This is a genomic window from Pseudoalteromonas sp. Cn5-37, assembly GCF_021532495.1.
Taxonomy (GTDB): domain Bacteria; phylum Pseudomonadota; class Gammaproteobacteria; order Enterobacterales; family Alteromonadaceae; genus Pseudoalteromonas; species Pseudoalteromonas simplex.
In genome coordinates this window covers 67,104-89,321 of the sequence record NZ_JAKGBA010000008.1, presented here as the reverse complement: position 1 = coordinate 89,321, position 22,218 = coordinate 67,104, and the positions used below count along the sequence as shown (strand labels likewise).

The 22,218-nt window shown below is 42.4% G+C and carries 17 protein-coding genes and 15 tRNA genes; 16 read left to right on the top strand and 16 right to left on the bottom strand.

The window, feature by feature from the left end; all coding sequences use genetic code 11:
• Positions 1 to 413 precede the first annotated feature (413 nt).
• The 7 genes from L1266_RS11875 to L1266_RS11845 all read right to left on the bottom strand — a co-directional run bounded on the left by L1266_RS11875 (position 414) and on the right by L1266_RS11845 (position 1,239).
• Positions 414 to 489, bottom strand: a tRNA-Val gene (locus L1266_RS11875).
• A 101-nt stretch (positions 490 to 590) separates the two neighbouring features.
• Positions 591 to 666: transfer RNA gene (locus L1266_RS11870), tRNA-Val, on the bottom strand.
• 52 nt (positions 667 to 718) lie between these two features.
• A tRNA-Val gene (locus L1266_RS11865) sits at positions 719 to 794 on the bottom strand.
• Positions 795 to 837: 43 nt separating this feature from the next.
• Positions 838 to 913: transfer RNA gene (locus L1266_RS11860), tRNA-Val, on the bottom strand.
• A 37-nt stretch (positions 914 to 950) separates the two neighbouring features.
• A tRNA-Val gene (locus tag L1266_RS11855) sits at positions 951 to 1,026 on the bottom strand.
• Between the two features lie 26 nt (positions 1,027 to 1,052).
• A tRNA-Val gene (locus L1266_RS11850) sits at positions 1,053 to 1,128 on the bottom strand.
• A 35-nt stretch (positions 1,129 to 1,163) separates the two neighbouring features.
• Positions 1,164 to 1,239: transfer RNA gene (locus L1266_RS11845), tRNA-Val, on the bottom strand.
• A 643-nt stretch (positions 1,240 to 1,882) separates the two neighbouring features.
• Here L1266_RS11845 and L1266_RS11840 point away from each other — a divergent pair.
• The 13 genes from L1266_RS11840 (at position 1,883) to L1266_RS11780 (ending at position 10,297) form a co-directional block, all read left to right on the top strand.
• Positions 1,883 to 1,958, top strand: a tRNA-Ala gene (locus L1266_RS11840).
• Positions 1,959 to 1,997: 39 nt separating this feature from the next.
• Positions 1,998 to 2,073, top strand: a tRNA-Glu gene (locus tag L1266_RS11835).
• Positions 2,074 to 2,203: 130 nt separating this feature from the next.
• A tRNA-Glu gene (locus L1266_RS11830) sits at positions 2,204 to 2,279 on the top strand.
• Between the two features lie 169 nt (positions 2,280 to 2,448).
• Positions 2,449 to 2,524 (top strand) — tRNA-Glu (locus tag L1266_RS11825).
• A 78-nt stretch (positions 2,525 to 2,602) separates the two neighbouring features.
• A tRNA-Glu gene (locus L1266_RS11820) sits at positions 2,603 to 2,678 on the top strand.
• 169 nt (positions 2,679 to 2,847) lie between these two features.
• Positions 2,848 to 2,923 (top strand) — tRNA-Glu (locus L1266_RS11815).
• Between the two features lie 169 nt (positions 2,924 to 3,092).
• Positions 3,093 to 3,168: transfer RNA gene (locus L1266_RS11810), tRNA-Glu, on the top strand.
• A 258-nt stretch (positions 3,169 to 3,426) separates the two neighbouring features.
• A tRNA-Glu gene (locus tag L1266_RS11805) sits at positions 3,427 to 3,502 on the top strand.
• A 307-nt stretch (positions 3,503 to 3,809) separates the two neighbouring features.
• Positions 3,810 to 4,757, top strand: a complete 948-nt coding sequence (locus tag L1266_RS11800; RefSeq protein ID WP_235377585.1) for an HlyD family secretion protein — start codon at positions 3,810 to 3,812, stop codon at positions 4,755 to 4,757.
• Positions 4,754 to 5,680 carry an ABC transporter ATP-binding protein gene (locus L1266_RS11795; RefSeq protein ID WP_062567026.1) on the top strand — a complete coding sequence of 309 codons (927 nt, stop codon included), beginning with the start codon at positions 4,754 to 4,756 and terminating at the stop codon, positions 5,678 to 5,680. The genes L1266_RS11800 and L1266_RS11795 overlap by 4 nt, the downstream gene beginning before the upstream one ends.
• Before the next feature lie 2 nt (positions 5,681 to 5,682).
• On the top strand, positions 5,683 to 6,831 hold the full coding sequence (locus L1266_RS11790) for an ABC transporter permease (RefSeq protein WP_235377615.1): 1,149 nt from the start codon (positions 5,683 to 5,685) through the stop codon (positions 6,829 to 6,831).
• Between the two features lie 101 nt (positions 6,832 to 6,932).
• Positions 6,933 to 8,063 (top strand): sugar ABC transporter substrate-binding protein, encoded by a 1,131-nt coding sequence (locus L1266_RS11785; protein WP_235377584.1) that lies wholly within the window; start codon positions 6,933 to 6,935, stop codon positions 8,061 to 8,063.
• Positions 8,060 to 10,297 (top strand): ATP-binding protein, encoded by a 2,238-nt coding sequence (locus L1266_RS11780; protein WP_235377583.1) that lies wholly within the window; start codon positions 8,060 to 8,062, stop codon positions 10,295 to 10,297. Before L1266_RS11785 ends, L1266_RS11780 begins: the two co-directional genes overlap by 4 nt.
• 10 nt (positions 10,298 to 10,307) lie before the next feature.
• Here L1266_RS11780 and gloA read toward each other — a convergent pair whose 3' ends face one another.
• On the bottom strand, positions 10,308 to 10,706 hold the full coding sequence (gloA, locus tag L1266_RS11775; protein WP_054553771.1) for a lactoylglutathione lyase: 399 nt from the start codon (positions 10,704 to 10,706) through the stop codon (positions 10,308 to 10,310).
• 226 nt (positions 10,707 to 10,932) lie between these two features.
• The gene (locus tag L1266_RS11770; protein ID WP_235377582.1) at positions 10,933 to 12,840 is read right to left on the bottom strand and encodes an aminotransferase class V-fold PLP-dependent enzyme; all 1,908 of its coding nucleotides are present in this window, start codon (positions 12,838 to 12,840) and stop codon (positions 10,933 to 10,935) included.
• Between the two features lie 252 nt (positions 12,841 to 13,092).
• On the opposite strand from L1266_RS11770, the gene L1266_RS11765 reads away from it, so the two are divergent.
• The 3 genes from L1266_RS11765 to L1266_RS11755 all read left to right on the top strand — a co-directional run bounded on the left by L1266_RS11765 (position 13,093) and on the right by L1266_RS11755 (position 15,342).
• Positions 13,093 to 14,628, top strand: coding sequence for a S10 family peptidase (locus L1266_RS11765; RefSeq protein ID WP_235377581.1), 1,536 nt, complete (start codon positions 13,093 to 13,095; stop codon positions 14,626 to 14,628).
• 187 nt (positions 14,629 to 14,815) lie between these two features.
• Positions 14,816 to 15,040 carry a type II toxin-antitoxin system ParD family antitoxin gene (locus tag L1266_RS11760; RefSeq protein ID WP_054553697.1) on the top strand — a complete coding sequence of 75 codons (225 nt, stop codon included), beginning with the start codon at positions 14,816 to 14,818 and terminating at the stop codon, positions 15,038 to 15,040.
• A gap of 5 nt (positions 15,041 to 15,045) precedes the next feature.
• Entirely contained in the window at positions 15,046 to 15,342 is a 297-nt protein-coding gene (locus L1266_RS11755) for a type II toxin-antitoxin system RelE/ParE family toxin (protein ID WP_138602595.1), read from the top strand.
• Between the two features lie 23 nt (positions 15,343 to 15,365).
• Here L1266_RS11755 and nth read toward each other — a convergent pair whose 3' ends face one another.
• From nth to rsxA, 7 genes are read right to left on the bottom strand one after another with little or no spacing between them, the layout of a single operon-like run.
• Positions 15,366 to 15,998: an endonuclease III gene (nth, locus tag L1266_RS11750; protein ID WP_054553695.1), complete on the bottom strand. Its 633-nt coding sequence runs from the start codon at positions 15,996 to 15,998 to the stop codon at positions 15,366 to 15,368.
• Positions 15,999 to 16,036: 38 nt separating this feature from the next.
• Positions 16,037 to 16,735, bottom strand: a complete 699-nt coding sequence (locus L1266_RS11745; protein WP_063707035.1) for an electron transport complex subunit E — start codon at positions 16,733 to 16,735, stop codon at positions 16,037 to 16,039.
• Positions 16,735 to 17,370 carry an electron transport complex subunit RsxG gene (gene rsxG / locus L1266_RS11740; RefSeq protein ID WP_235377580.1) on the bottom strand — a complete coding sequence of 212 codons (636 nt, stop codon included), beginning with the start codon at positions 17,368 to 17,370 and terminating at the stop codon, positions 16,735 to 16,737. The genes L1266_RS11745 and rsxG overlap by 1 nt, the downstream gene beginning before the upstream one ends.
• A complete protein-coding gene (gene rsxD, locus L1266_RS11735; protein ID WP_235377579.1) occupies positions 17,370 to 18,425 on the bottom strand; it encodes an electron transport complex subunit RsxD in 1,056 nt (351 codons plus the stop codon). The genes rsxG and rsxD overlap by 1 nt, the downstream gene beginning before the upstream one ends.
• The gene (gene rsxC / locus L1266_RS11730; RefSeq protein WP_235377578.1) at positions 18,422 to 21,001 is read right to left on the bottom strand and encodes an electron transport complex subunit RsxC; all 2,580 of its coding nucleotides are present in this window, start codon (positions 20,999 to 21,001) and stop codon (positions 18,422 to 18,424) included. Before rsxC ends, rsxD begins: the two co-directional genes overlap by 4 nt.
• An 8-nt stretch (positions 21,002 to 21,009) precedes the next feature.
• A complete protein-coding gene (gene rsxB / locus L1266_RS11725; protein ID WP_054563643.1) occupies positions 21,010 to 21,564 on the bottom strand; it encodes an electron transport complex subunit RsxB in 555 nt (184 codons plus the stop codon).
• Between the two features lies 1 nt (position 21,565).
• Positions 21,566 to 22,147 (bottom strand): electron transport complex subunit RsxA, encoded by a 582-nt coding sequence (rsxA, locus tag L1266_RS11720; RefSeq protein ID WP_054553689.1) that lies wholly within the window; start codon positions 22,145 to 22,147, stop codon positions 21,566 to 21,568.
• Between the last annotated feature and the right edge of the window lie 71 nt (positions 22,148 to 22,218).

Sequence of the window (22,218 nt, the reverse complement as noted above, 5' to 3'; positions counted from 1 at the left end):
CGTACTGGACTTGAATCATCGAGCCTGTGTTTTGTGAAGAGTGGCGATGCTTTTGAAAATTAGAGAGAAAATAAAGAAGATTTAAAGAAAGTATTTATGAGTGTTTATATGTGGTGGGTCGTACTGGACTTGAATCATCGAGCCTGTGTTTTGTAAAGAGAGGAGATGCTTTTGAAAACTAGATATAAAATAAGGAGGTTTTATATGTGGTGGGTCGTACTGGAGTTGAACCATCGAGCCTGTGTTTTATAAAGAATGGCGATGCTTTTTTAATTTAGATATAAAACAAGGAAGTATTTAATGAAGTATTTATATGTAGTGGGTCGTACTGGACTTGAACCATCGAGCCTGTGATTTGTAAAGAGTGGCGATGCTTTTGGAAAATTAGAGATAAAATAAGAAGGTTTTATATGTGGTGGGTCGTACTGGACTTGAACCAGTGACCCTCGCCTTGTAAGGGCGATGCTCTCCCAACTGAGCTAACGACCCACATATAAATTTTTTTAAGATTAAATGGTTGGTCTTACTGAACTTAACCACCGAGCCTTTTCGTTGTAAAGAGTTGCGATGCTCTTTGCTCCAAAAAGTAATGGTGGGTCGTACTGGACTTGAACCAGTGACCCTCGCCTTGTAAGGGCGATGCTCTCCCAACTGAGCTAACGACCCATATAATCTTTTTCTTCGCTACCATTTTTAACTTTTTGCTTTAAAAAGTAAATGGTGGGTCGTACTGGACTTGAACCAGTGACCCTCGCCTTGTAAGGGCGATGCTCTCCCAACTGAGCTAACGACCCGCGAAGAATAATCTAAATGAAAACACCATCAAAGTTTATTTAATGGTGGGTCGTACTGGACTTGAACCAGTGACCCTCGCCTTGTAAGGGCGATGCTCTCCCAACTGAGCTAACGACCCATTTAGATTTTTGTAATATGAACACCACTTTAAAAAATGGTGGGTCGTACTGGACTTGAACCAGTGACCCTCGCCTTGTAAGGGCGATGCTCTCCCAACTGAGCTAACGACCCATATTACATACAGCAAATTTTCTTAATGGTGGGTCGTACTGGACTTGAACCAGTGACCCTCGCCTTGTAAGGGCGATGCTCTCCCAACTGAGCTAACGACCCATTAAGAATTTAGATATGAACACCATTAGGAATAATGGTGGGTCGTACTGGACTTGAACCAGTGACCCTCGCCTTGTAAGGGCGATGCTCTCCCAACTGAGCTAACGACCCATATCTAAAACAACTCATTGCTGCGTTGTTGTGGGGCGCTATTATAGATAGAGTTGTAAATGTGTCAACACTTGAATGAGTAAAAATGTGTTAGATGCAGCTTTTATAAACAATGACATGGCATTTAAGCATTTTTTGGCGAACAAATATGCAATTTGTATTCATAAGCTTATATTCAGAGCTTGATCTATAGCTCTATGACCTAGGTAAATCATTCTAAAATGAAATGAATACAGCAAATCTTTAAAACGGTTTTTCATATCAATAAATTTGCATCAGTTAATTGCACTCTACTTAGCACTATTAAAAACAAAGCAGGGTAGGGTGAAGTCGTTTTATTTAAAGCTTTAGGTAATGAATTTTATTTTGCATATAAATGTATACCTTTTTAAGGGAGTAAATTAAAAAAGCAAAGAGCCTTTGATAACAAACCAGCAATGAAATTAGCCCAAAATAACTAATTTGATAGCACTTTGTATAAAATACCTCCGCAACGGATTGATATTTAGTCAGCTTGTTGAAATTTAAATCATTTAAATAAACTTAGATAAAAAACTGTTGACTTTATTTGGGGGGCTGCATAGAATGCGCCCCGCACTCAGCGATACACAACCAACATTAATTGGTGGTGTGTATGCAAGTCGGGGCTATAGCTCAGCTGGGAGAGCGCTTCGCTGGCAGCGAAGAGGTCTGCGGTTCGATCCCGCATAGCTCCACCAGATTTGCATAGTGTTTGTCCTAGGGTTGCAGTTTTCTGCGTCCCCATCGTCTAGAGGCCTAGGACACCGCCCTTTCACGGCGGTAACAGGGGTTCGAATCCCCTTGGGGACGCCACTTACTTAAAGTAAGTGAGCAATTGCCAAAAGAATAAATGTGTTGGTCTCGAGTACTTACATGTTATTTTAGTAACCTTAACTCCGATATGAGTCAAACTATCATTTAATGTCCTAGTGACACATTTTGTGTCCCCATCGTCTAGAGGCCTAGGACACCGCCCTTTCACGGCGGTAACAGGGGTTCGAATCCCCTTGGGGACGCCACTTATTCAAGTAGGTTATGTGTAGTGGGGCGGTGAACACCGCGCAATCTATGCACGACGTTATCAAGAGTACGAATCTCTTGGGGACGCCACTTACTTTAAGTGTTGTGTTATTAAAAGCTCGTCTGAATCGAGTCTAACTATTCAGTTGTCCTAGTGACACATCATGTGTCCCCATCGTCTAGAGGCCTAGGACACCGCCCTTTCACGGCGGTAACAGGGGTTCGAATCCCCTTGGGGACGCCACTTACTAAAAGTGCTGTGTTATTAAAAGCTCGTCTGAATCGAGTCTAACTATTCAGTTGTCCTAGTGACACATTATGTGTCCCCATCGTCTAGAGGCCTAGGACACCGCCCTTTCACGGCGGTAACAGGGGTTCGAATCCCCTTGGGGACGCCACTTATTCAAGTAGGTTATGTGTAGTGGGGCGGTGAACACCGCGCAATCTATGCACGACGTTATCAAGAGTACGAATCTCTTGGGGACGCCACTTACTTTAAGTGTTGTGTTATTAAAAGCTCGTCTGAATCGAGTCTAACTATTCAGTTGTCCTAGTGACACATTTTGTGTCCCCATCGTCTAGAGGCCTAGGACACCGCCCTTTCACGGCGGTAACAGGGGTTCGAATCCCCTTGGGGACGCCACTTATCTAAGTTGGTTAAGTGTAGTGGGGCGGTGAACACCGCGCAATCTATGCACGACGTTATCAAGAGTACGAATCTCTTGGGGACGCCACTTTCTAAAAGTGCTGTGTTATTAAAAACTCGTCTGAATCGAGTCTAACTATTCAGTTGTCCTAGTGACACACACTGTGTCCCCATCGTCTAGAGGCCTAGGACACCGCCCTTTCACGGCGGTAACAGGGGTTCGAATCCCCTTGGGGACGCCACTTATCTAAGTTGGTTAAGTGTAGTGGGGCGGTGAACACCGCGCAATCTATGCACGACGTTATCAAGAGTACGAATCTCTTGGGGACGCCACTTACTTTAAGTGCTGTGTTATTAAAAGCTCGTCTGAATCGAGTCTAACTATTCAGTTGTCCTAGTGACACAGAAACTTTCTGTTTAAGCTAAGGCCATTCGCCTCGCAGGCTCGGTCTCATCTTACGCAGAAATAGCAAATCAGTGATTTGCAAACCAATTTCTGCGTCCCCATCGTCTAGAGGCCTAGGACACCGCCCTTTCACGGCGGTAACAGGGGTTCGAATCCCCTTGGGGACGCCACTTATTCAAGTAGGTTATGTGTAGTGGGGCGGTGAACACCGCGCAATCTATGCACAACGTTATCAAGAGTACGAATCTCTTGGGGACGCCACTTACTTTAAGTATGTAATGTGTTGGAAAGACTATCTTTTAAATATCATTTCAAATATAACTAAGATTTTTCAATTTAAGATTCCTTATTCCCCATATATCTTTACGATAGACTCCATATATTTCTAAAACTTTAATTCCTATAGATCACTTTTACAGATCATTTTAATACTTTATAGTATCTAGCAACTCATCAGCTAACCATAAGGAAATTAAAATGTTAGCTAAACGTGTTGTACTCATACTAATTTCTTTAGTCATTACTGCTTGCTCAGACTCAAATGAGGGAGTAGCGCTAGGAACGCTTGAGCGTGAGCGTGTGATCCATCCTGCAACGACTAACGAAATACTGATCGATTTACCCGTTTCAGCAGGCCAGTTGGTCGAAAAAGGGCAGGTGATTGCAAAGTTTGATGCCGAACTACAACAAGCGATTGTTGCTAAAGCACAAGCTCAACTAGCTCAAACCACTGCATTTCTTGAAAAAACCTTGAATGGTGCTCGCCCCGAAGAAGTTGCTGCCGCATCTGCCAAAGTAGCAGCTGCCAATGCTGCATATACGCAAAGCGAAGCTAATTTTCGCCGTGCAAAAACCTTAGTTAAAGATAAACTCGCAAGCCAAGAAACCTTAGACAGTGCAACCGCTGCACGCGATGAGACTTTCGCTAATTTAGAATCAGCAAAGCAGAACTTAAATGAATTAACAAATGGTTCTCGCGTTGAAGATATTAATAGTGCGAAAGCGCAAGTTCAGGCGGCAGAAGCAGAACTAAAAGTACAGCAAAAATACCTCTCAGATCTGACAATTAAAGCGATGCGTGCTGGCAGGGTCGATAATTTACCTTGGCACGTAGGTGAGCGAGTTACCAAAGGCAGCCCAGTCGTTATCGTTCAAGCAAACAGCGCACCTTATGCGCGCGTATATATCCCTGAACCATATCGTGCCAAGCTCAATCAGGGCATGACACTTACGGTTCGTGTCGATGGCATAGATAAAGATATAAAGGGTGAACTGACCTGGGTTGCCACAGAGCCTGCGTTCACGCCTTTTTATGCCCTTAATCAGGAAGAACGTGCGCGATTAATGTATCTTGCTGAGGTAACACTACCTGCAAGTGAAAATAATTTACCGACAGGCGTACCTGCTCAAGTGATTATGCCATGACTGAATCGGTGATCCATGCCAAAGGTTTGGTAAAACAATTTGGAGATTTAAAAGCGATTGATAACCTTGATCTAGACGTTGAGCAAGGGCAAATTTATGGCTTTTTGGGCCCTAATGGCTGCGGCAAAACGACTGCAATCCGTATGCTTACAGGGTTATTGAAGCCAACCTCTGGTGATATCAATGTGCTTGGCTTGAGTCTGCCAAAAGATGCTGAAAAGCTCAGAACACAACTCGGTTATATGACGCAAAAGTTTTCACTTTATAGTGACTTGACCGTACTTGAAAACCTAAAGTTCATGGCGGCGCTTTACCCGTTTAAAAAGCAGCAAAAACAACAAAGAATTGACGAATTGCTCCATACCTATGGCCTTGATCAAAGAGTCGATCAAATGGCCGGAAGTATGAGTGGGGGCCAACGGCAGCGCTTAGCATTAGCTGCTGCAGTGATTAATAAACCGAAAATTTTATTTCTTGATGAACCAACATCGGCAGTCGATCCACAAAATCGCCGTGACTTTTGGGAAACACTGTTTGATTTAAGTAATGCCGGTACCACGATATTAGTCACCACTCATTACATGGATGAAGCTGAGCGTTGTCATCGTTTAGCCATTTTAGAATCTGGTATTAAACGCGCGGATGGCTCTCCAAAGCAATTAATGACAGACATGCACGCTCATGTTGTAGAAATCGCAGGGGCGCAAACCAGAGAATTAAAAAAACAACTCGCAACAATCGACCATGTTATCTCAGCCACTCAATTAGGTGCACAGCTGCGAGTATTAGTAAAAAAAGATGTTCAAGACCCCGTTGAGTTCATAAAACAGCAATCATTTTGTCAGGATACGTGGCAAGTAAATAGTGTGCGTCCAAGCCTCGAAGACGTGTTTGTCACCTGCACAGGGCAGGGCCGACAATGAGTATTGTGACTTCATTAAGCCGCATAAAAGCAATTGTAAGCAAAGAATTATTACAATTACGTCGCGATAGAATGACCTTTGCGATGGTGGTGATGATCCCCCTTATCCAACTGACTCTATTTGGTTACGCTATTAACACCAACGTTAAAGATATCCCTGTTGCAGTGGTCGATCATAGTCAAACTGCGCTCAGTCGCATTTTAGTACAAACAGTATCGGCGACAAATGTGGTTAAAGTGACAGATTATTACGACAGTATAGAGCAGGCACAAACAGCAATCGCGAGCGCAAAAGTGCGGGCTGTGCTGTTTATACCCCACGATGTGGCAAACCGACTTGCCCAGCACCCAACAGTGGGTTTTGGTTTGCCTGATGGCAGTAATGAGTCGTTAGTCAGGCCAATTGCGCATTGGTTAGTTGACGGCTCAGATACAATGGTCGCGTCGAGCATAAAATCGCTGCGCAATATGCCGCTTGCAGAGCTTCTCGATAAGCCTGCGAATAGAACGTATCCGACCTTTGAGACGACCTTATTTTATAACCCAGAGCAACGCTCTGCAGTGAATATTGTGCCAGGTTTAGCTGCTGTTATTTTAACCATGACGATGATTATGTTTACCTCTGCAGCCATTGTTAAAGAGCAAGAGCGAGGTAATATGGAGCTCTTAATCACCTTACCGTTAAGCTCACTTGAATTAATGATTGGTAAAGTGGTGCCTTATATCTTCATTGGTTTTATTCAGTTATTTATTATACTAGGTATGGGTAAGCTCTTGTTTCATATTCCTTTTGGAGGTGGTTTAGTCGCATTGGTTGTCGCAACCTTTGCGTTTATATGTGCCAGTTTAGTGCTTGGCTTAGTGCTTTCAACTATCGCTAAAAATCAGCTTCAAGCAATGCAAATGACAATTTTCATTCTGTTACCCTCGATATTATTATCAGGTTTTGTATTTCCTTATGAAGGCATGCCAAAGGCAGCGCAATGGCTTGCTGAGTGCTTACCCGCAACGCATTACCTAAGGTTAATACGTGGAATTGTGCTAAAAGATGTCAATCTAATAAGCATGAGCAGTGATTTACTTTGGCTGTTAGCCTTTACAATTTTGGGCTTGGCTGTGGCTGCATTTAGGTTTAAGAAAACCCTTGATTAGGCTAGGCAATTTAAGACATATGTGCTTAACTAAAGTGTAATTTTAATTCTTTTTGAGTAGATGTAAGCGTGTGGCGAGTATTTTGGGTGGCGGTGCTACTAGTGACGTTTGATTGCTATGCAGCAACGATAAACCTAGCCCATACCATGAAGCATGAGCACTTTAATGAGCTGTTAAGCATACTTGCTGAACAAAGTGGCTTGACGGTTAACTCTGTATTAGTTGACCAAAAGGCGCTAAAAGTCAGGCTGGTGCAAAATACCAGTACCAGCACCTCTACAGACGTTGTTATTGTACCTGCTGATCATTTAGGCCTTGATAAATATGCCAACTACAGCGTTATCCCAGACTCACTCATAGCTGATACCACAGACAAGCGAACCTTAGAAACAGCAAAGCTAAACAACAAGCTCTTAGGTATACCTATCATTCAAGGCAATCACCTGTTACTTTTTTATAATAAGCAGTTTGTTAAAGAGCCAATAGAAAATTGGCAGGATATATACCGAATTCAATCATCATTGCCTGAAAAAGTGAAACTCGTTACATGGAGTTTTATGGAAATGTATTGGTTTATCCCGTTCTTATCGGCTTTTAATGGCGACCTAATTGTAGATAACCATGTTCAGCTTAATACACCAGCAATGCAATCGGCTCTCAAATTTGTTTGGGATTTAAATAAACAAAATCTGGTTGATAGACAGTGCGATTACACTTGCTCAAATAATGCATTTAAAGCGCAGCAAGCTGCCTTCACCATCGATGGAGCTTGGGCATTAAAAACGTATGAGCAAGCGCTTGGTGATAATTTAGCTGTGCAGCAATTGCCGAAACTTAATGGTGAGTATATGCAGCCTTATTACTCTACCTTTGTGTTGGCATTTCCAAATGATGGCTTAAATGGCGTTAATAAAGACAATTTTATCAAATTTGCTAAATTGGTTCAAGCAGAAAAATTTCAAACAATGATTTGGCAAAAGCTTCAAGATATCCCCGTTAATACTGAGGTGTTAAATAGTTTAAAATCACAACAAGGCACAGAGTTAGCAACCTTAATTGAAGCGATGCAATTTACAAAACCTATGCCTTCAACCGCATCGATGATCATCGTATGGGAAGTATTAAATAAAGGATTTATTCGCTATGGCAGTGGTGCCTTAACTGCTGAGCAAGCGGGGCTTTTTATGCAAGGGTTGGCAGAGCGTTCGATTGCCAATGAAGGGGATGAATGAGTAGTCCACGCTTTAGCCGCGCCTTATTTATCAGTGTATTACTACTGGTCATTATTCCCCTGCTGATCCTTGTAGGTTTGATGATTGGGCGTTTCTATTTAAGCTCAATTGACCAAGCAAATACGAGTTTACAATGGCAAGCTAGAAATAATGCGGCCAGCCTTGAACAACTCTTATTTAAGCTTGAGAAAAACAGCCAATTACTAAGTAGCACTAAGGCGATAACTGAGCTGCCAAATAAAGTGGTGTACTCACAGTTCGCGCTTGTGCAGCTACAAGAATTTGTTGCCCAAAATCCACAAATTAATGCATCAATTGTTATTGATAATCAAGGGTTTATAGTTGAAGGGTATCCGATCACTTCTTTAAATTTGAACTATAAACTCACTAAAAGCATTCTCGACAGTGCTCAAACATCAACAGAGCAAAACACAATTCAAATTATCGATAACCCACAAGTCACTGAGCTACTCGCACCTTTGCAGGCAAAACAAAGTGCTTTACTGGCAATTACATCTAAGTTGTTACATGAGCAAGATTCTCTCAGTGAGCCAATAATTAAAACGGGCGTGTTAGTGTCTTTTGTGCCTTTATCAGAGGCGTTAAAGTGGCTTGCAATACATAATGAACAACCGGTTTATCAAGCGGGTAAGCAGGTACAAATTACAGCACAAGGTAACATTTTATATAGCGTGGGCGATGCTGGCGATAACGGCAAATTAATGGGGCAGGCCTCAATCAGTAATGTTTATTTTAAAGGTAAGCCAACCAGTTTACAGTTCCAAATTAATGAAGCAAAAACCACATACACCAGCGCTGTAAAGCAAACGGCCATATTGGCAGGATTGTTAATTGTCGGACTCTCTATTATTTCATTTATCTTAGTGCGTTGGTTGACGGCACGGCTCCATAACCCGCTAAATCGCATTACTACTCTTAGCCGAGAATATGCATTGGGTAATTACAAACAAGATACCGACGATTTTCATTATCAAGAGTTTAAAGATATTGCAGATTCGCTCAGCAGCATGGCTGATACCATTGATATACAAATTACTTCATTGCAATTAGAAAAACTTCGCGCTGAGCGCTCTGAGCAAGTTAAAAGCCAATTCTTAGCCAATATGAGCCATGAGATACGCACTCCGATGAATGGTATTGTGGGCTTTTTGCAGCTACTCAATAAAAGCACGCTAACACGAGAGCAAGCAGAGTTTGTAAGGCAAATTAATAACTGTAGTGATGTGTTATTAACCGTGATTAACGATATTCTCGACTTTTCAAAAATAGAGGCCAATAAAATCGAGCTCGAGTCGCGACAATGTGATTTAGTCGCGCTTTGCCATGACCTAATCTTACTATTTAAACCGAGTTGTGATGCAAAAGGGGTTGGCTGCCGGCTTGAGGTCTCCTCATTACAATCGCTGAATGTAGAATGTGATGAAATACGTGTTAAACAAGTGCTGATTAACTTGCTCTCTAACGCCGTTAAGTTTACCAATCAAGGAGAGATCATTCTTTCGCTTACTCTGCAAAGCCAAGATGAACACCAGACAGCCGTCGTGTTATCAGTAAAAGATACAGGCATAGGTATCGCTGAAGACAAAATAACAGCCCTGTTTAATCCCTTTGTCCAAGCGCAAAGTAGCACCACTCGTGAATATGGAGGGACCGGTCTTGGGCTTGCCATCAGTAAGGGGATGATTGATTTGATGGGTGGCACAATTGCTATCGACAGTGAGTTTGGCAAAGGTACCGAGTTTACCATTAATGTTAATTTCAAATCACTAAACCCACAGGACGCTAGCGCAAAATTACACCAATCAGATGAAGACACTCAGTTCGATTTTAAAGCCGTCGACAAGCCAATATTAATTGCCGAAGATAACCCGATTAATCAAATTGTTATCACTAAGTATTTAACTCAATTAGGTCTAAATTATGAATTGGCAGAAAATGGACAAATTGCCTGTGAGAAAACCCTAACACAAAACTACGCATTGATTTTAATGGATATTCAAATGCCGGTGATGGATGGATTAACTGCCAGCGAAAACTTACTTGCAAGGCCAGATTTTGAAACACCGATTATTGCAGTCAGTGCTAATGCGATGAAAGACGACATCGAAACAAGCGCAAAAATTGGTATCAGTGACCATATCGCAAAGCCAATTAATTTTGCTGAACTTGAAAAAGCACTCGCAAAGTGGCTATCTCAGCAATCGCTGAAATAGCCGGTATGAATCAAAAAGTGTTGTTATCTTTTTTCTGAATTAACTCAATTGCATAACCATCTGGGTCTTTAACAAATGCAATTTCAGTTGTGCCGCCTTTTACAGGACCCGGCTCACGACTCACATTACCGCCTGCAGCTTTAATGTCTTCGCAGGCTTTATAAATATCATCAAACTCGATAGCAATATGACCGTATGCATTACCCAAATCATAGCTGTCTGTATCCCAGTTATAAGTAAGCTCAAGCACGGTCGAATCTTTTTCGTCACCATAACCGACAAAAGCAAGGGTGTAGCGGTACTCTTCGTTGTCTGCACGGCGCAGCTCTTTCATACCTAATACCTGCGTATAAAATTCAATTGATTTATCTAAATCAGCAACGCGAAGCATTGTGTGTAATAAGCGCATTTTAAGCATCCTCTTTTTTGTCTTTAAATTCGCACAATTTCAATAACGCAGCATGGTACAACGCTGCGCATTAAAATTATTAAAAATGGATTATAAATTATTTCGATTGCATGCACAGTAGCATTGAGACAAAGCGCAAAGTGTTTGATATGAAAAGGGTAATGTTATGCAGCAATGAATAGAGGTTGCTGCATAACAATGAGGTTTTTGCGGTATAAGCGAAAGCTTAGCTTTTCACTTTACCTTTAAGTACATAAATTTCGCCATCAAAGCTCCCTTGAATTGTCAGACCTTGTCCCGCCAACTCCTTAAGATATTCGATATGTTCAGTAGTGATATGTTGCCCCGGCACTAACAGAGGGATACCAGGAGGATAAGGTGTCACTAATCCGGCACAAATTCGGTTGTTACTTTTGCTAATTGGTACAGATTCACGTTCGCCATAGAATGCATCACTAGGAATACAGGCTAAGTCAATAGCGGGTAGATTCTCTGGTAGGCGTGTGCGTCTCATTGAAGTGGCAAGTTTTACTTTACCGCTATCGAGTTTCTTCAGCGCATTGTAAAGACGAATGATCTTTGAGCGTGTACCACCAAGAGTCAATAAAACTAAAATGGTGCTGTGTGTGTATTTTTCGATTTCAAGGCCAATTTCATCTAATAGGAATTTATGAATATCCTTTAATGAATAAGGTAACTCACTAATATCGATAAGGATCTTCAGCGGATCGTGACCCATGTTATCGCCACTAAAATGTGGGAATATATCCATGAAATCTTGCTTATCGAGCACTTTAATATGTTTCAATGAAGCCATTTGCTGCTTAAACTCTGCAACATGATTCAGCAGGGCATTCAGTAATTTATAACCTTCCATTTCTAATTGCTTCTGGCATACATCCAGCGAGGCAATGAGCTGATATTTTGGCGAGGTACTGGCGTAAATACTGTAGATCTCACGGAAGAAATCGGCATCGAAATCAGGATCGTTCACATGAATATAAGACGCCTGAGAGAACGCTGAAACCACTTTATGTGCTGAATGGGTCACATAGTCTGCGCCAGCATTTATCGCTGAGTAGTGGCGTAAACTTGGGTGGAAAAGCGAGTAAGCAAACCACGCTTCGTCGATAAACACTTTAATACCGTGCTGATGTGCAAATTCAACCACTTGTTTTAAATCGCTAAGTAGACCATCGTATGTACAGCCGGTTAAAACCAGTAATTTAGCATCGCTATTTTGTTCAATCGCTTGCTTAATGTCAGCCAGTGAAGGGGGCGCGAAGATACCATATTTAGGATTTAAAATACTCGATAAATAAATAGGTAAACTAGCCGATTGCAAAATGCCGTAATGTACTGATTTATGGCAGTTTCGGTCGATGATCACCTTATCGCCTTTACGTAGTAAAGTTTGCAAAATAATCTTATTTGAAGTGGATGACCCATTGGTAACAAAGTAGGTATGTTTTACTTCAAATGTCGCCGCCGCTGATTCTTGAGAGCGGCCTATGGTGTTGGTGCTGTCTGATAATGAACCAAGCGAGTCGACAGAAACCGACAGGTCGCCAACAAATACGTTACGGCCATAAAACTGATAAAAGTCTTTAATATACGGAGAATTTCTAAAGCTAGCACCGCCACTGTGACCAGGTGTGTGCCATGAATCGTTCGATTCACCCACATAACGACGGTAGGCGGTCCAAAATGGCGTTTCTGAACGATCATCAAAGTCATTGATCATATAGCCCAAGATTGCTTCGGGGTCTGAAATGACCTCATCTTTAAAAAAGAAAGATTCAATTTCTTCTGACTCGTTAACTATCTCCAAGCCTTTCGTATCGTCACCAATAACATAAACAGGCAGTTCTAGGCGTATGCCTTTTAATTGCTCGATAAAACGGCTATAGGTGCGCTCGCCATTGTTCAGTACATCCCAACTAAGTACTACAGCTTGAATATCGCCATCTTCCTCTACATATTTCAACGCCTGCTTGAGCTCTATGCACTCGATAATGTCGATATCAACATCACTTCGTTCAAAATTAGGGATTGTTTTTTCTAGGTTCGTTGAAAGCTCTTTTAAGGTGGCAGGAACTTGTTCAATTAACAAGATACGAAGTAAAGGTAACATAGCAACTCATATAAAAAATTTCACATTACTCAACAGCATAACGAAAGGATGAAAGCTTGTGAAATGATTACGCTGATATTTTTGTTCCGATACTGATTATACTTTTTTCGTGTTAATCGCAGATAGTTGAAATTACATGTTCTTACTGTAAAAGTAATGCTTAAGTAAAAGGTTAATTGAGCACTCAGCGATAAAAGCACTCAAGCCAGATACAGATAAAAATAAAGATAAACATGCTAGGGAGAATAAAACATGGCGTATGTTGCCAATTTCAAAACTGTAGTCATCTCTACATTGTTTGCGTTTTGTACGAGCGCAGTTAATGCAGATGAAGTCTCAGATTCAAACAATAAAAAGTCGATACCCGAAGCCACTAAATTTGTGACCCAGCATAAAGGCACCTTTAATGGTACAAAGCTGAAATACGAAGCTGTAGCCGGTGAAACTTATTTGTTAAACAAAAACGAAGAGCCTAAAGCTGCTATCTTTTCGTTTGATTACCTAGCTGCAGATGACAACAAGAACAGACCCGTAACATTTATCTGGAATGGTGGCCCGGGCTCATCGTCTAATTGGTTACATATGGGCGCTTATGGTCCGAAACGAGTCGTGGTACCAAGCGATGCAACGGCTCCTGGATTGGCTCCTTACGAATTAAAAGATGCGCCTGAGACGATACTTGATGTGACTGATATGGTGTTTGTGGACCCTGTTGGTACAGGTTACTCGCGCGCCTTAGGTGACACTGACAGCAAAGCCTTTTGGGGCTTGAATCAGGATGCATCTGCTATTGCTGATTTTATTGCCCAGTGGCTAACAAAAGAAAACCGCTGGAATGCGCCAATATTTTTATTGGGAGAGAGCTATGGTACAACTCGAGCAGCAGCGGTTTCTAAAGTACTGATGGATAAACACCTGATTAATGTAAATGGCATTATTTTTGTGTCACAAGCTTTAGACTATCAAGGTTCAAGCCCTTATGTTGATGACAACATCATTTCTTATATCACTTACATACCCACACTTGCTGCAACCGCTTGGTATCATAAAAAAGTAGACACATCTGGAGATTTTGAAGCGTTTATTGATGCGAGCCGACAATTTGCAGTTGATAAATTACTACCAGCCTTATTTAAGGGGAATGCCCTTAGTAAAGCTGACCGAAAGCAAATTGTTGACGGCCTTCACCGTTATACTGGCCTTAGCAAACAATATATTGAGCAGGTTGATTTACGCATTAATGCCTTTAGATTCGCTAAAGAGTTATTGCGTGATGAGGGCGTCGCAGTAGGCTTTCTTGATGGACGTTATAAGCTTGATGAACGAGACGATTTAACAGCAGCTCCTAAGCAAGATGCGTCAAAAGTGATAGGGCCGGCTTATAAAGCGGCATTGATGAAATACATGCGTACAGATTTAAACGTACAGTGGAAAAGAAAATACTTAAACCCTGGCGATCCTGAGTTATCAGATAACTGGCGCTGGCGCACAGCTCCTGATGGACAAGGCTGGGAGCCAAGATACGTCAATACAGCGCCAGATTTATCTTATGTGCTTCGCAGCAATCCACAAGTGAAAGTGATGGTCGCCTCTGGTTATTACGATATTGTCACGCCATTTTTTGATGCTGAATACACCTTAAATAGGCACGGTATATACGCTGATAAAATTGACTATCACTATTATCACGGCGGTCACATGATGTATGTTCACGAACCAGCAAGAGTGGCGCTATTAAGAGATACGCGAGAATTTATTAAAAAGCAGGTGAGCCAAAACCCACGATAATGACTAGGAACATTGTGCCAAACCCTGTGTTTGGCACAATGCGCAAAGGGTGTGATAGAAAAGGTTAAGAACGTTACACATATAGTGCCTATCAAGGATTAACCATTGGTGCATATCGACCATATTTGTTGCCAATGTTTGCCAATATCTGCCATAATCAAAGACTGTAAATATATAGGAATTAACTATGGCAACTTTAAATATCTCTATTCCAGATGAAATGCGCTCATGGATTGATGCCCAAGTTGAGTCAGGTCGATTCTCAAATGCAAGTGATTATATCCGCGATTTGATCCGCCATAATCAGAGTGAAAAAGATGCTATTAGAATGGCATTAGTAGAGGGTGAGCTAAGTGGTGAGAGTGAGTTAACGGTTTTAGATATTATATCCAAATCCAAAAACAAAACTTAAAGCGAATGGCTAAATATATTCTCTCTAATAAAGCTCAGTATGACTTGGAGCGTATTTTTCAGTACACCGAAATTGAATTCGGTGTTTCTCAAGCAGAAAACTATTTAATTGGAATTCATGAAACGCTAATGGCTTTGTCTACTGAGCCGAGCCTTGCTCAAGATGTTAGCGATATCAAGCCAGGATATTCTCGGTATATATTTAGAAAGCACTACATCTTTTTTAAAAAAAGAGCCAACGATATTTTCATTGTGAGAATTCTGCATCAACAAATGAAGGTTCAACTACATCTAACAAGCTAATGCAGGTCAGCAATAATACTTAATTACTCTGTCTTCTCTTTAAATTCACACAAATCTTCGATAATACAGCTGCCGCATTTAGGTTTACGAGCAGTACACACATAGCGGCCATGCAGAATTAACCAGTGGTGTACATCGACCTTAAATTCTTTAGGTACCACTTTTTCTAGTTTTTGTTCTACAGCCACCACATCTTTACCCATAGCAAACTTAGTGCGGTTTGAAACGCGGAAAATGTGAGTGTCTACAGCAATTGTTGGCCAGCCAAAGGCACAGTTTAAAACAACATTCGCGGTCTTTCTGCCAACCCCCGGTAATGCTTCGAGCGCTTCACGATTCTCTGGGACTTCTGAGTTATGTTTATTGACCAGAATCTCACACATTTTATAGACATTATTGGCTTTCGAATTAAACAAACCAATGGTCTTGATGTAATCACGAAGGCCTTCAAGGCCTAAATCAAGAATCGCTTGAGGCGTGTTAGCAACAGGGAATAGCTTACGGGTTGCTTTATTAACACCCACATCTGTAGCTTGTGCTGATAAGGTAACCGCAACTAATAACTCAAACGGGCTTGAGTATTCAAGCTCTGTTTCTGGGTGCGGGTTTTGCTCACGTAGACGAGATAAGATCTCATAGCGTTTTTCTTTATTCATGGTGGCGTAAAGCACGCAGTGACGGTGCGTGCTCTCCTTTAAGTTAAACTTGTTACTCGGGCTCTTGGGCCTTTTTCTACTTCTGGAGTAACAATTTGCTTAGATTTTATTTGTGTATCAATGACATTTTTTGCAGCAATCAGTAAACCAAGTCCTAAAAAGGCACCCGGTGGTAAAATTGCTAATAAAAATTGGTTATCAAAACTAAATACTTCAATTCGAAGTGCAGCAGCCCATGGCCCTAATAATAAATCAGCACCATCAAACAGCGTACCTTGACCAATAAGTTCACGCATTGCCCCTAGCACCACTAAAACTAACATAAAGCCAAGTCCCATCATCAGTCCGTCAAAGGCTGAAAGTGGCACGGTATTTTTAGAGGCGAATGCTTCTGCGCGACCGATAATGGCACAGTTGGTAACAATCAGTGGAATAAAAATCCCCAGTGATTGATAAAGCCCAAATGTATAGGCATTCATCATTAGCTGCACGATGGTTACAAAGCCTGCGATGATCATCACAAAAACAGGAATACGAATATCTTTAGGCACCCAGTTACGCACAATTGAAACAGTGACGTTAGAACCAACCAGTACCAATAAAGTTGCTAAACCAAGGCCTAATGCATTGGTGATCGTAGAAGTAACAGCAAGTAGCGGGCATAAGCCTAATAACTGCACAAGGGCAGGGTTATTAGCCCACATACCATCTTTAAATAAGGTTTTAACTTGGCTCATTACTTGGCTCCTTGACAGGTGTTTGGCGCAGCAAACAGATTATCAAATTCAGCTTGGGCAAACAGCACAGCTTGTTTAACTGAGCCGACAACGGCACGCGGTGTAATGGTTGCGCCAGTAAATTGATCAAATTGGCCACCATCTTTTTTAACAGCCCAGCGGCTATCATCTTCACTCAGTACATTTTGGCCTTTGAAAAGGGTGATCCAGTCTGATTTTTTGACCTCAACTTTATCGCCAAGGCCCGGTGTTTCTTCGTGCTTAGTTACACGAACACCCGCTATTTCACCATTGGCAAAAACCGCCGTTAATAAGTTGATATCGCCGCTATAACCACTTGGTGTTACATGGCGCATTACTAAAGCATACGGCTTATTATCTTTGTAGGCGCGGTAGATTATTTGCTCAGGACGTGGACCTAAGCGCTCATCGGTGATTACAACACAATCTTTGTATAGTTGATTGTCGTAATGATGGGCATCAAGTACTTGTTGAAGTTGCTCTGCAAGTTGTTGCTTTTCTTGCTCTTCAATACGCTCAGCAGTCAGGCTATGAGTAAGGGCTACAGTGCCTGTGGTAATAAGTGCAAATGCAGTAAGAATAGTGCCGTTTTTAGTCATTGAGGAAAGGATCATTATTTCACCCCATGGCCGTAAGTACGTGGTTGCGTGTAGTAATCAATTAAAGGCACCGCCATATTTAACAGCAATACACTAAATGCCACTGCATCAGGGTAACCACCGAAAGTACGAATTAAGTATACAAGTAGACCAATTAACGCGCCGTAAATTAAACGACCTCTATTCGTTGTTGATGCAGAAACAGGATCGGTAGCAATAAAGAATGCCCCTAACATGGTCGCACCACTGAATAAGTGAAATACCACGCCCGGCTCTGTGCCCGGGGCTGCAATATAACCAATACCACTGCACACGGCTAATGAGGCTAAAAAGCTAACAGGGATATGCCAATTAATGATTTTAGCTTTTAATAAATAAAGACCACCTACTAAAAAGCCGAAGTTAACCCAGCCCCAACCAAGACCAAACCAGTCATTAAAAAGAGGCTTACTCATACTCTCAGCCACCGTTAGGTGATGGGCGACATCTGTTTTAACGGTATCAAGTGGTGTTGCCATGGTTGTGCCATCAATCGCTACACGTAACTGATCGACACTAAATCCAGCGCTGGTAAAACCATTGAAAATAACAGACAGCTGTTGTGAGAAGCTGATCGGAGATGCAAGTAAATCACTCACAGGTAACCAGCTGGTCATTTGCACCGGAAACGATACAAGTAGTAATACATAAGCTGCCATAGCAGGGTTAAATAAATTAAAGCCAAGGCCACCATAAAGCTGCTTTACAATAACAATGGCAAAGAGACAGCCAATTACGATAATCCACCAAGGTGCTAAAGGCGGAATACTCAACGCCAGTAATAGGCCTGTTAACCACGCACTGCCATCACTGAGTGTTGGCCAAACTTTGCGTTTTCGAAGCAGTAATACAGCAGCTTCACAGGCACTAACAGTAATCAGCGCGAGAACAAGCTGAATTAACACAGCGCTACCAAAGAAGAAAACTTGCGCGATTAAGCCTGGAATACACGCAGCAATCACTGTCATCATTAATCGCCTTAATGATTTATGGCTATGATTATGCGGCGAACTCGCCATGGTTAGTTTCATGACTTATCGTTTCCTTCTTGTTGTAACTTTTTCGCTTTAGCTCTTGCAATGGCACGAGCGACCGCTGCTTTTTTCTTATCTTCGCTAGACTCAGTTTCATCAGATTGCGGCTTGGCCTCTGCCTCAGCACTTGAATCATTTTTTTGCTGTGAAGAATCGTCACTCTGTGCTTGCTCTTTAGCGGCTTTTTTCGCTTTGGCGCGAGCGATAGCGGCAGCAACGGCTGCTTTTTTCTTATCTTCGTTAGACTCAGGAGCGTCAGCCTGCGGCTTGGCATCAGTCTCATCATTTAAATCATTTATTTGCTCTGAAGAATTGTCACTCTGTGCTTGCTCTTTAGCGGCTTTTTTGGCTTTAGCACGGGCGATAGCGGCAGCAACGGCGGCTTTTTTCTTATCTTCGCTAGATTCAGGAGCATCAGACTGCGGCTTAGCATCTGCCTCATCATTTGAATCATTTATTTGCTCTGAAGAATCGACACTCTGTGCTTGCTCTTTAGCGGCTTTTTTCGCTTTAGCACGGGCGATAGCGGCTGCAACAGCGGCTTTTTTGTCATCAACTGGTGCGCTATCTTCTTCAGCTTCAGTTTGATTCTCAGCAGCTTGTGCTGCTTTTTTCGCTTTAGCACGGGCGATAGCAGCGGCAACAGCTGCTTTTTTGTCATCAACTGGTGCGCTATCTTCTTCAGCTTCAGTTTGATTTTCAGCAGCTTGCGCGGCTTTTTTCGCTTTAGCACGAGCGATAGCAGCTGCAACAGCAGCTTTTTTGTCATCTTTTGGCGCAGCGTCAGTTTCAGCAGAAGCGTTTTCTTTTGTAGCTTGTGCGGCTTTTTTCGTTTTAGCGCGGGCAATAGCGGCAGCAACAGCAGACTTTTTATCGTCTTTATCGACGCCTTCTTCACCTTGCTCTAGTGCTTTTTGCTCTTTGTATTTACGTGCTTGTTCTTTACGTGCTGCACGTTCTTTAGCCACTTCAGAGTTATCAGGCTCAATCTCTGCACCTTGCTTTTTCGCTTTCGCACGGGCAATAGCTGCAGCGACAGCTGACTTACTGTCTTTATCATCAGATTTAGCTTTAACTCGGGCGAGTGCATCAGCCACTTTTTGTTTTTCGCCATCTGACTTAGCAGCCGGCTTGCGTTTGTGGCGGTTTTGACGCTCTTCTTGTTCGCGCTCTAAGCGCTCTTTACGTGCTTCAAAACGCTCTTTTGCTCGCTCTGCTTTGATTTGCTCTGCTTGCTGCTCTTTGATTTCAGCTTTAGCAACACGATAGTACTGCACCAAGGGTATTTCGCTTGGGCAAACATAAGCACAGGCGCCACATTCAATACAATCAAATAAATTGTGCTCGTTGAGTTTGTCGTATTCTTTAGACTTGGCAAACCATTGCAATTGCTGAGGTAACAATGATGCAGGGCAGGCGTCAGCACAGGCACTACAACGAATACAGGCTTTTTCATCACCCGGCTCAGCAAGTTCTTGGTGATCTGGCGCTAAAATACAGTTTGTCGTTTTAACGACACCAATACGCACGGTTGGCAGGGTAAAGCCCATCATTGGACCGCCCATAACCACACGTTGCTGTGGAACCGGAGAAAAGCCTTGGCAGTCTAATAAATGTTTAATTTCAGTGCCTAGTAAAGCCCACACATTACCTTGTTTATGAATGGTGTTACCGGTTACCGTTACTACACGCTCTATAAGAGGCTTACCTTCATGTACGGCTTGATTTACCGCAAACAAAGTACCGACATTTTGCACCAACATACCAATATCGGCAGGAATACTACCACTTGGGACTTCTTTGCCCGTTAGCAGTTTAATTAGCTGTTTTTCACCGCCAGAAGGGTAAACCGTTGGCACTGTTTGCACTATGATGCTGTCGTTATGCTGTGCTGCGAGTTTCATGGCAGCAATAGCATCGGGCTTATTATCTTCAATACCAATAATTGTCAGCTGTGGACTTAACAGCTGCTGCATTAATTCAATACCGGCAATTATACCATCGGCATGTTCGCGCATTAGCATGTCATCAGCGGTGATATAAGGTTCACACTCAACGGCATTAACAATTAAAAACTCGATGGCTTTACGGGTATCTGCTTTTACATAGGTTGGGAAACCTGCGCCGCCCATACCTGCGATACCACTTTGATGAATAATATCAACAAGCTCATCATGGGAAAGAGTTTTGGCATCAGTTACAGGATTAAGCTCGCACCAGTTATCTTCACCATCAGGTTCAATAATAACGCTAAGTTCAGGCAACGCCGACGGGTGAGCAGAGGGCATTGGGCAAATATCGCTGATCAACCCTGATGTTGGCGCGTGCACAGGCACAGACCAATTCCCGCTTGGTTTAGTTAATGCTTGGCCTTTTAAAACCTGCTGGCCTTTTTCAACAATAAGTTTGCCGTTAGCACCAATGTGTTGTTTTAGAGATACAACGAGCTTGTCTGGTAGTGGCAGTCTTGCAATGGCTTGTGTTGTTGATTGCAGCTTTTGACCCGGTGGGTGAATGCCCCCAGGTATAGACCACACTTTGCCTTGTTTAATTTGATCTATTAACTTTTCCATCTGTGCTCCTAATCTACCTGAGTCACAGGGATTGCGTTTAATTGCCATTTCCAGGTTTGTTTAGTTTCTTTTACAGGCAGCATATCAATACAGTCTACAGGGCATGGTTCAACACATAAGTCACAACCGGTACATTCATCAATTAATACAGTGTGCATTTGGCGGGTTGCGCCAACGATGGCATCAACAGGGCAGGCTTGAATACATTTGGTACAGCCAATACATTCATCTTCACGAATATAGGCAACGGTTTTAACAGGATCTGCCTGCTCACCGCCTGCCAGCGGTTTTGCTTCTACACCCATTAAATCAGCGAGTTTTTTTACCGTGGCTTCGCCGCCTGGTGGGCACTTATTGATTTCGTCACCATTGGCAATTGCTTCTGCATAGGGACGACAGCCAGGGTAGCCACATTGGCCACACTGTGTTTGCGGTAAAATGGTATCAATTTGGTCAACAATAGGGTTGCTCTCAACGCGAAAACGAACGGCGGCAAAACCTAAAATTAAACCAAATATTAGCGCTAATGAACCTAACGCTATCAAAGCATAAAACAAGGTCATATTAAAACTTCACTAATCCTGTAAAACCCATAAAGGCCATCGACATAAGGCCTGCGGTGATCATCGCAATTGAAGCACCCTTAAAAGGAGCAGGGACATCCGCCGCAGCTAAACGCTCACGTAATGCGGCAAACAGTATTAACACCATAGAGAAACCCACTGCGGCACCAAAGCCATACACGGCCGATTGTAAGAATGAGTGGTCTTCTTTGATATTAAGTAGGGCAACACCTAAAACAGCACAGTTAGTGGTAATAAGCGGTAAGAAAATCCCTAATAAGCGATAAAGTGTCGGGCTGGTTTTTCTCACCACCATTTCGGTAAATTGCACGACAACAGCGATAACCAAAATAAAGCTCATGGTACGCAAAAATTCGATATCCAGCGGGATCAAAATATAATGATTCACCAGATAACTGGTCACGGAGGCAAGTGTAAGTACAAAGGTTGTGGCTAAAGACATACCAATCGCGGTATCTAACTTACCCGATACACCCATAAACGGGCATAAACCTAAGAATTGAACTAAAACGAAGTTGTTGACTAGCACAGTGCCAATCAATAACAAGACATACTCTGTCATGCGTGCCTCACGAGAATAAAAACGGCTCTATTATCCTTTTTTATGGGGGCCGACACAACACATGAGGGACG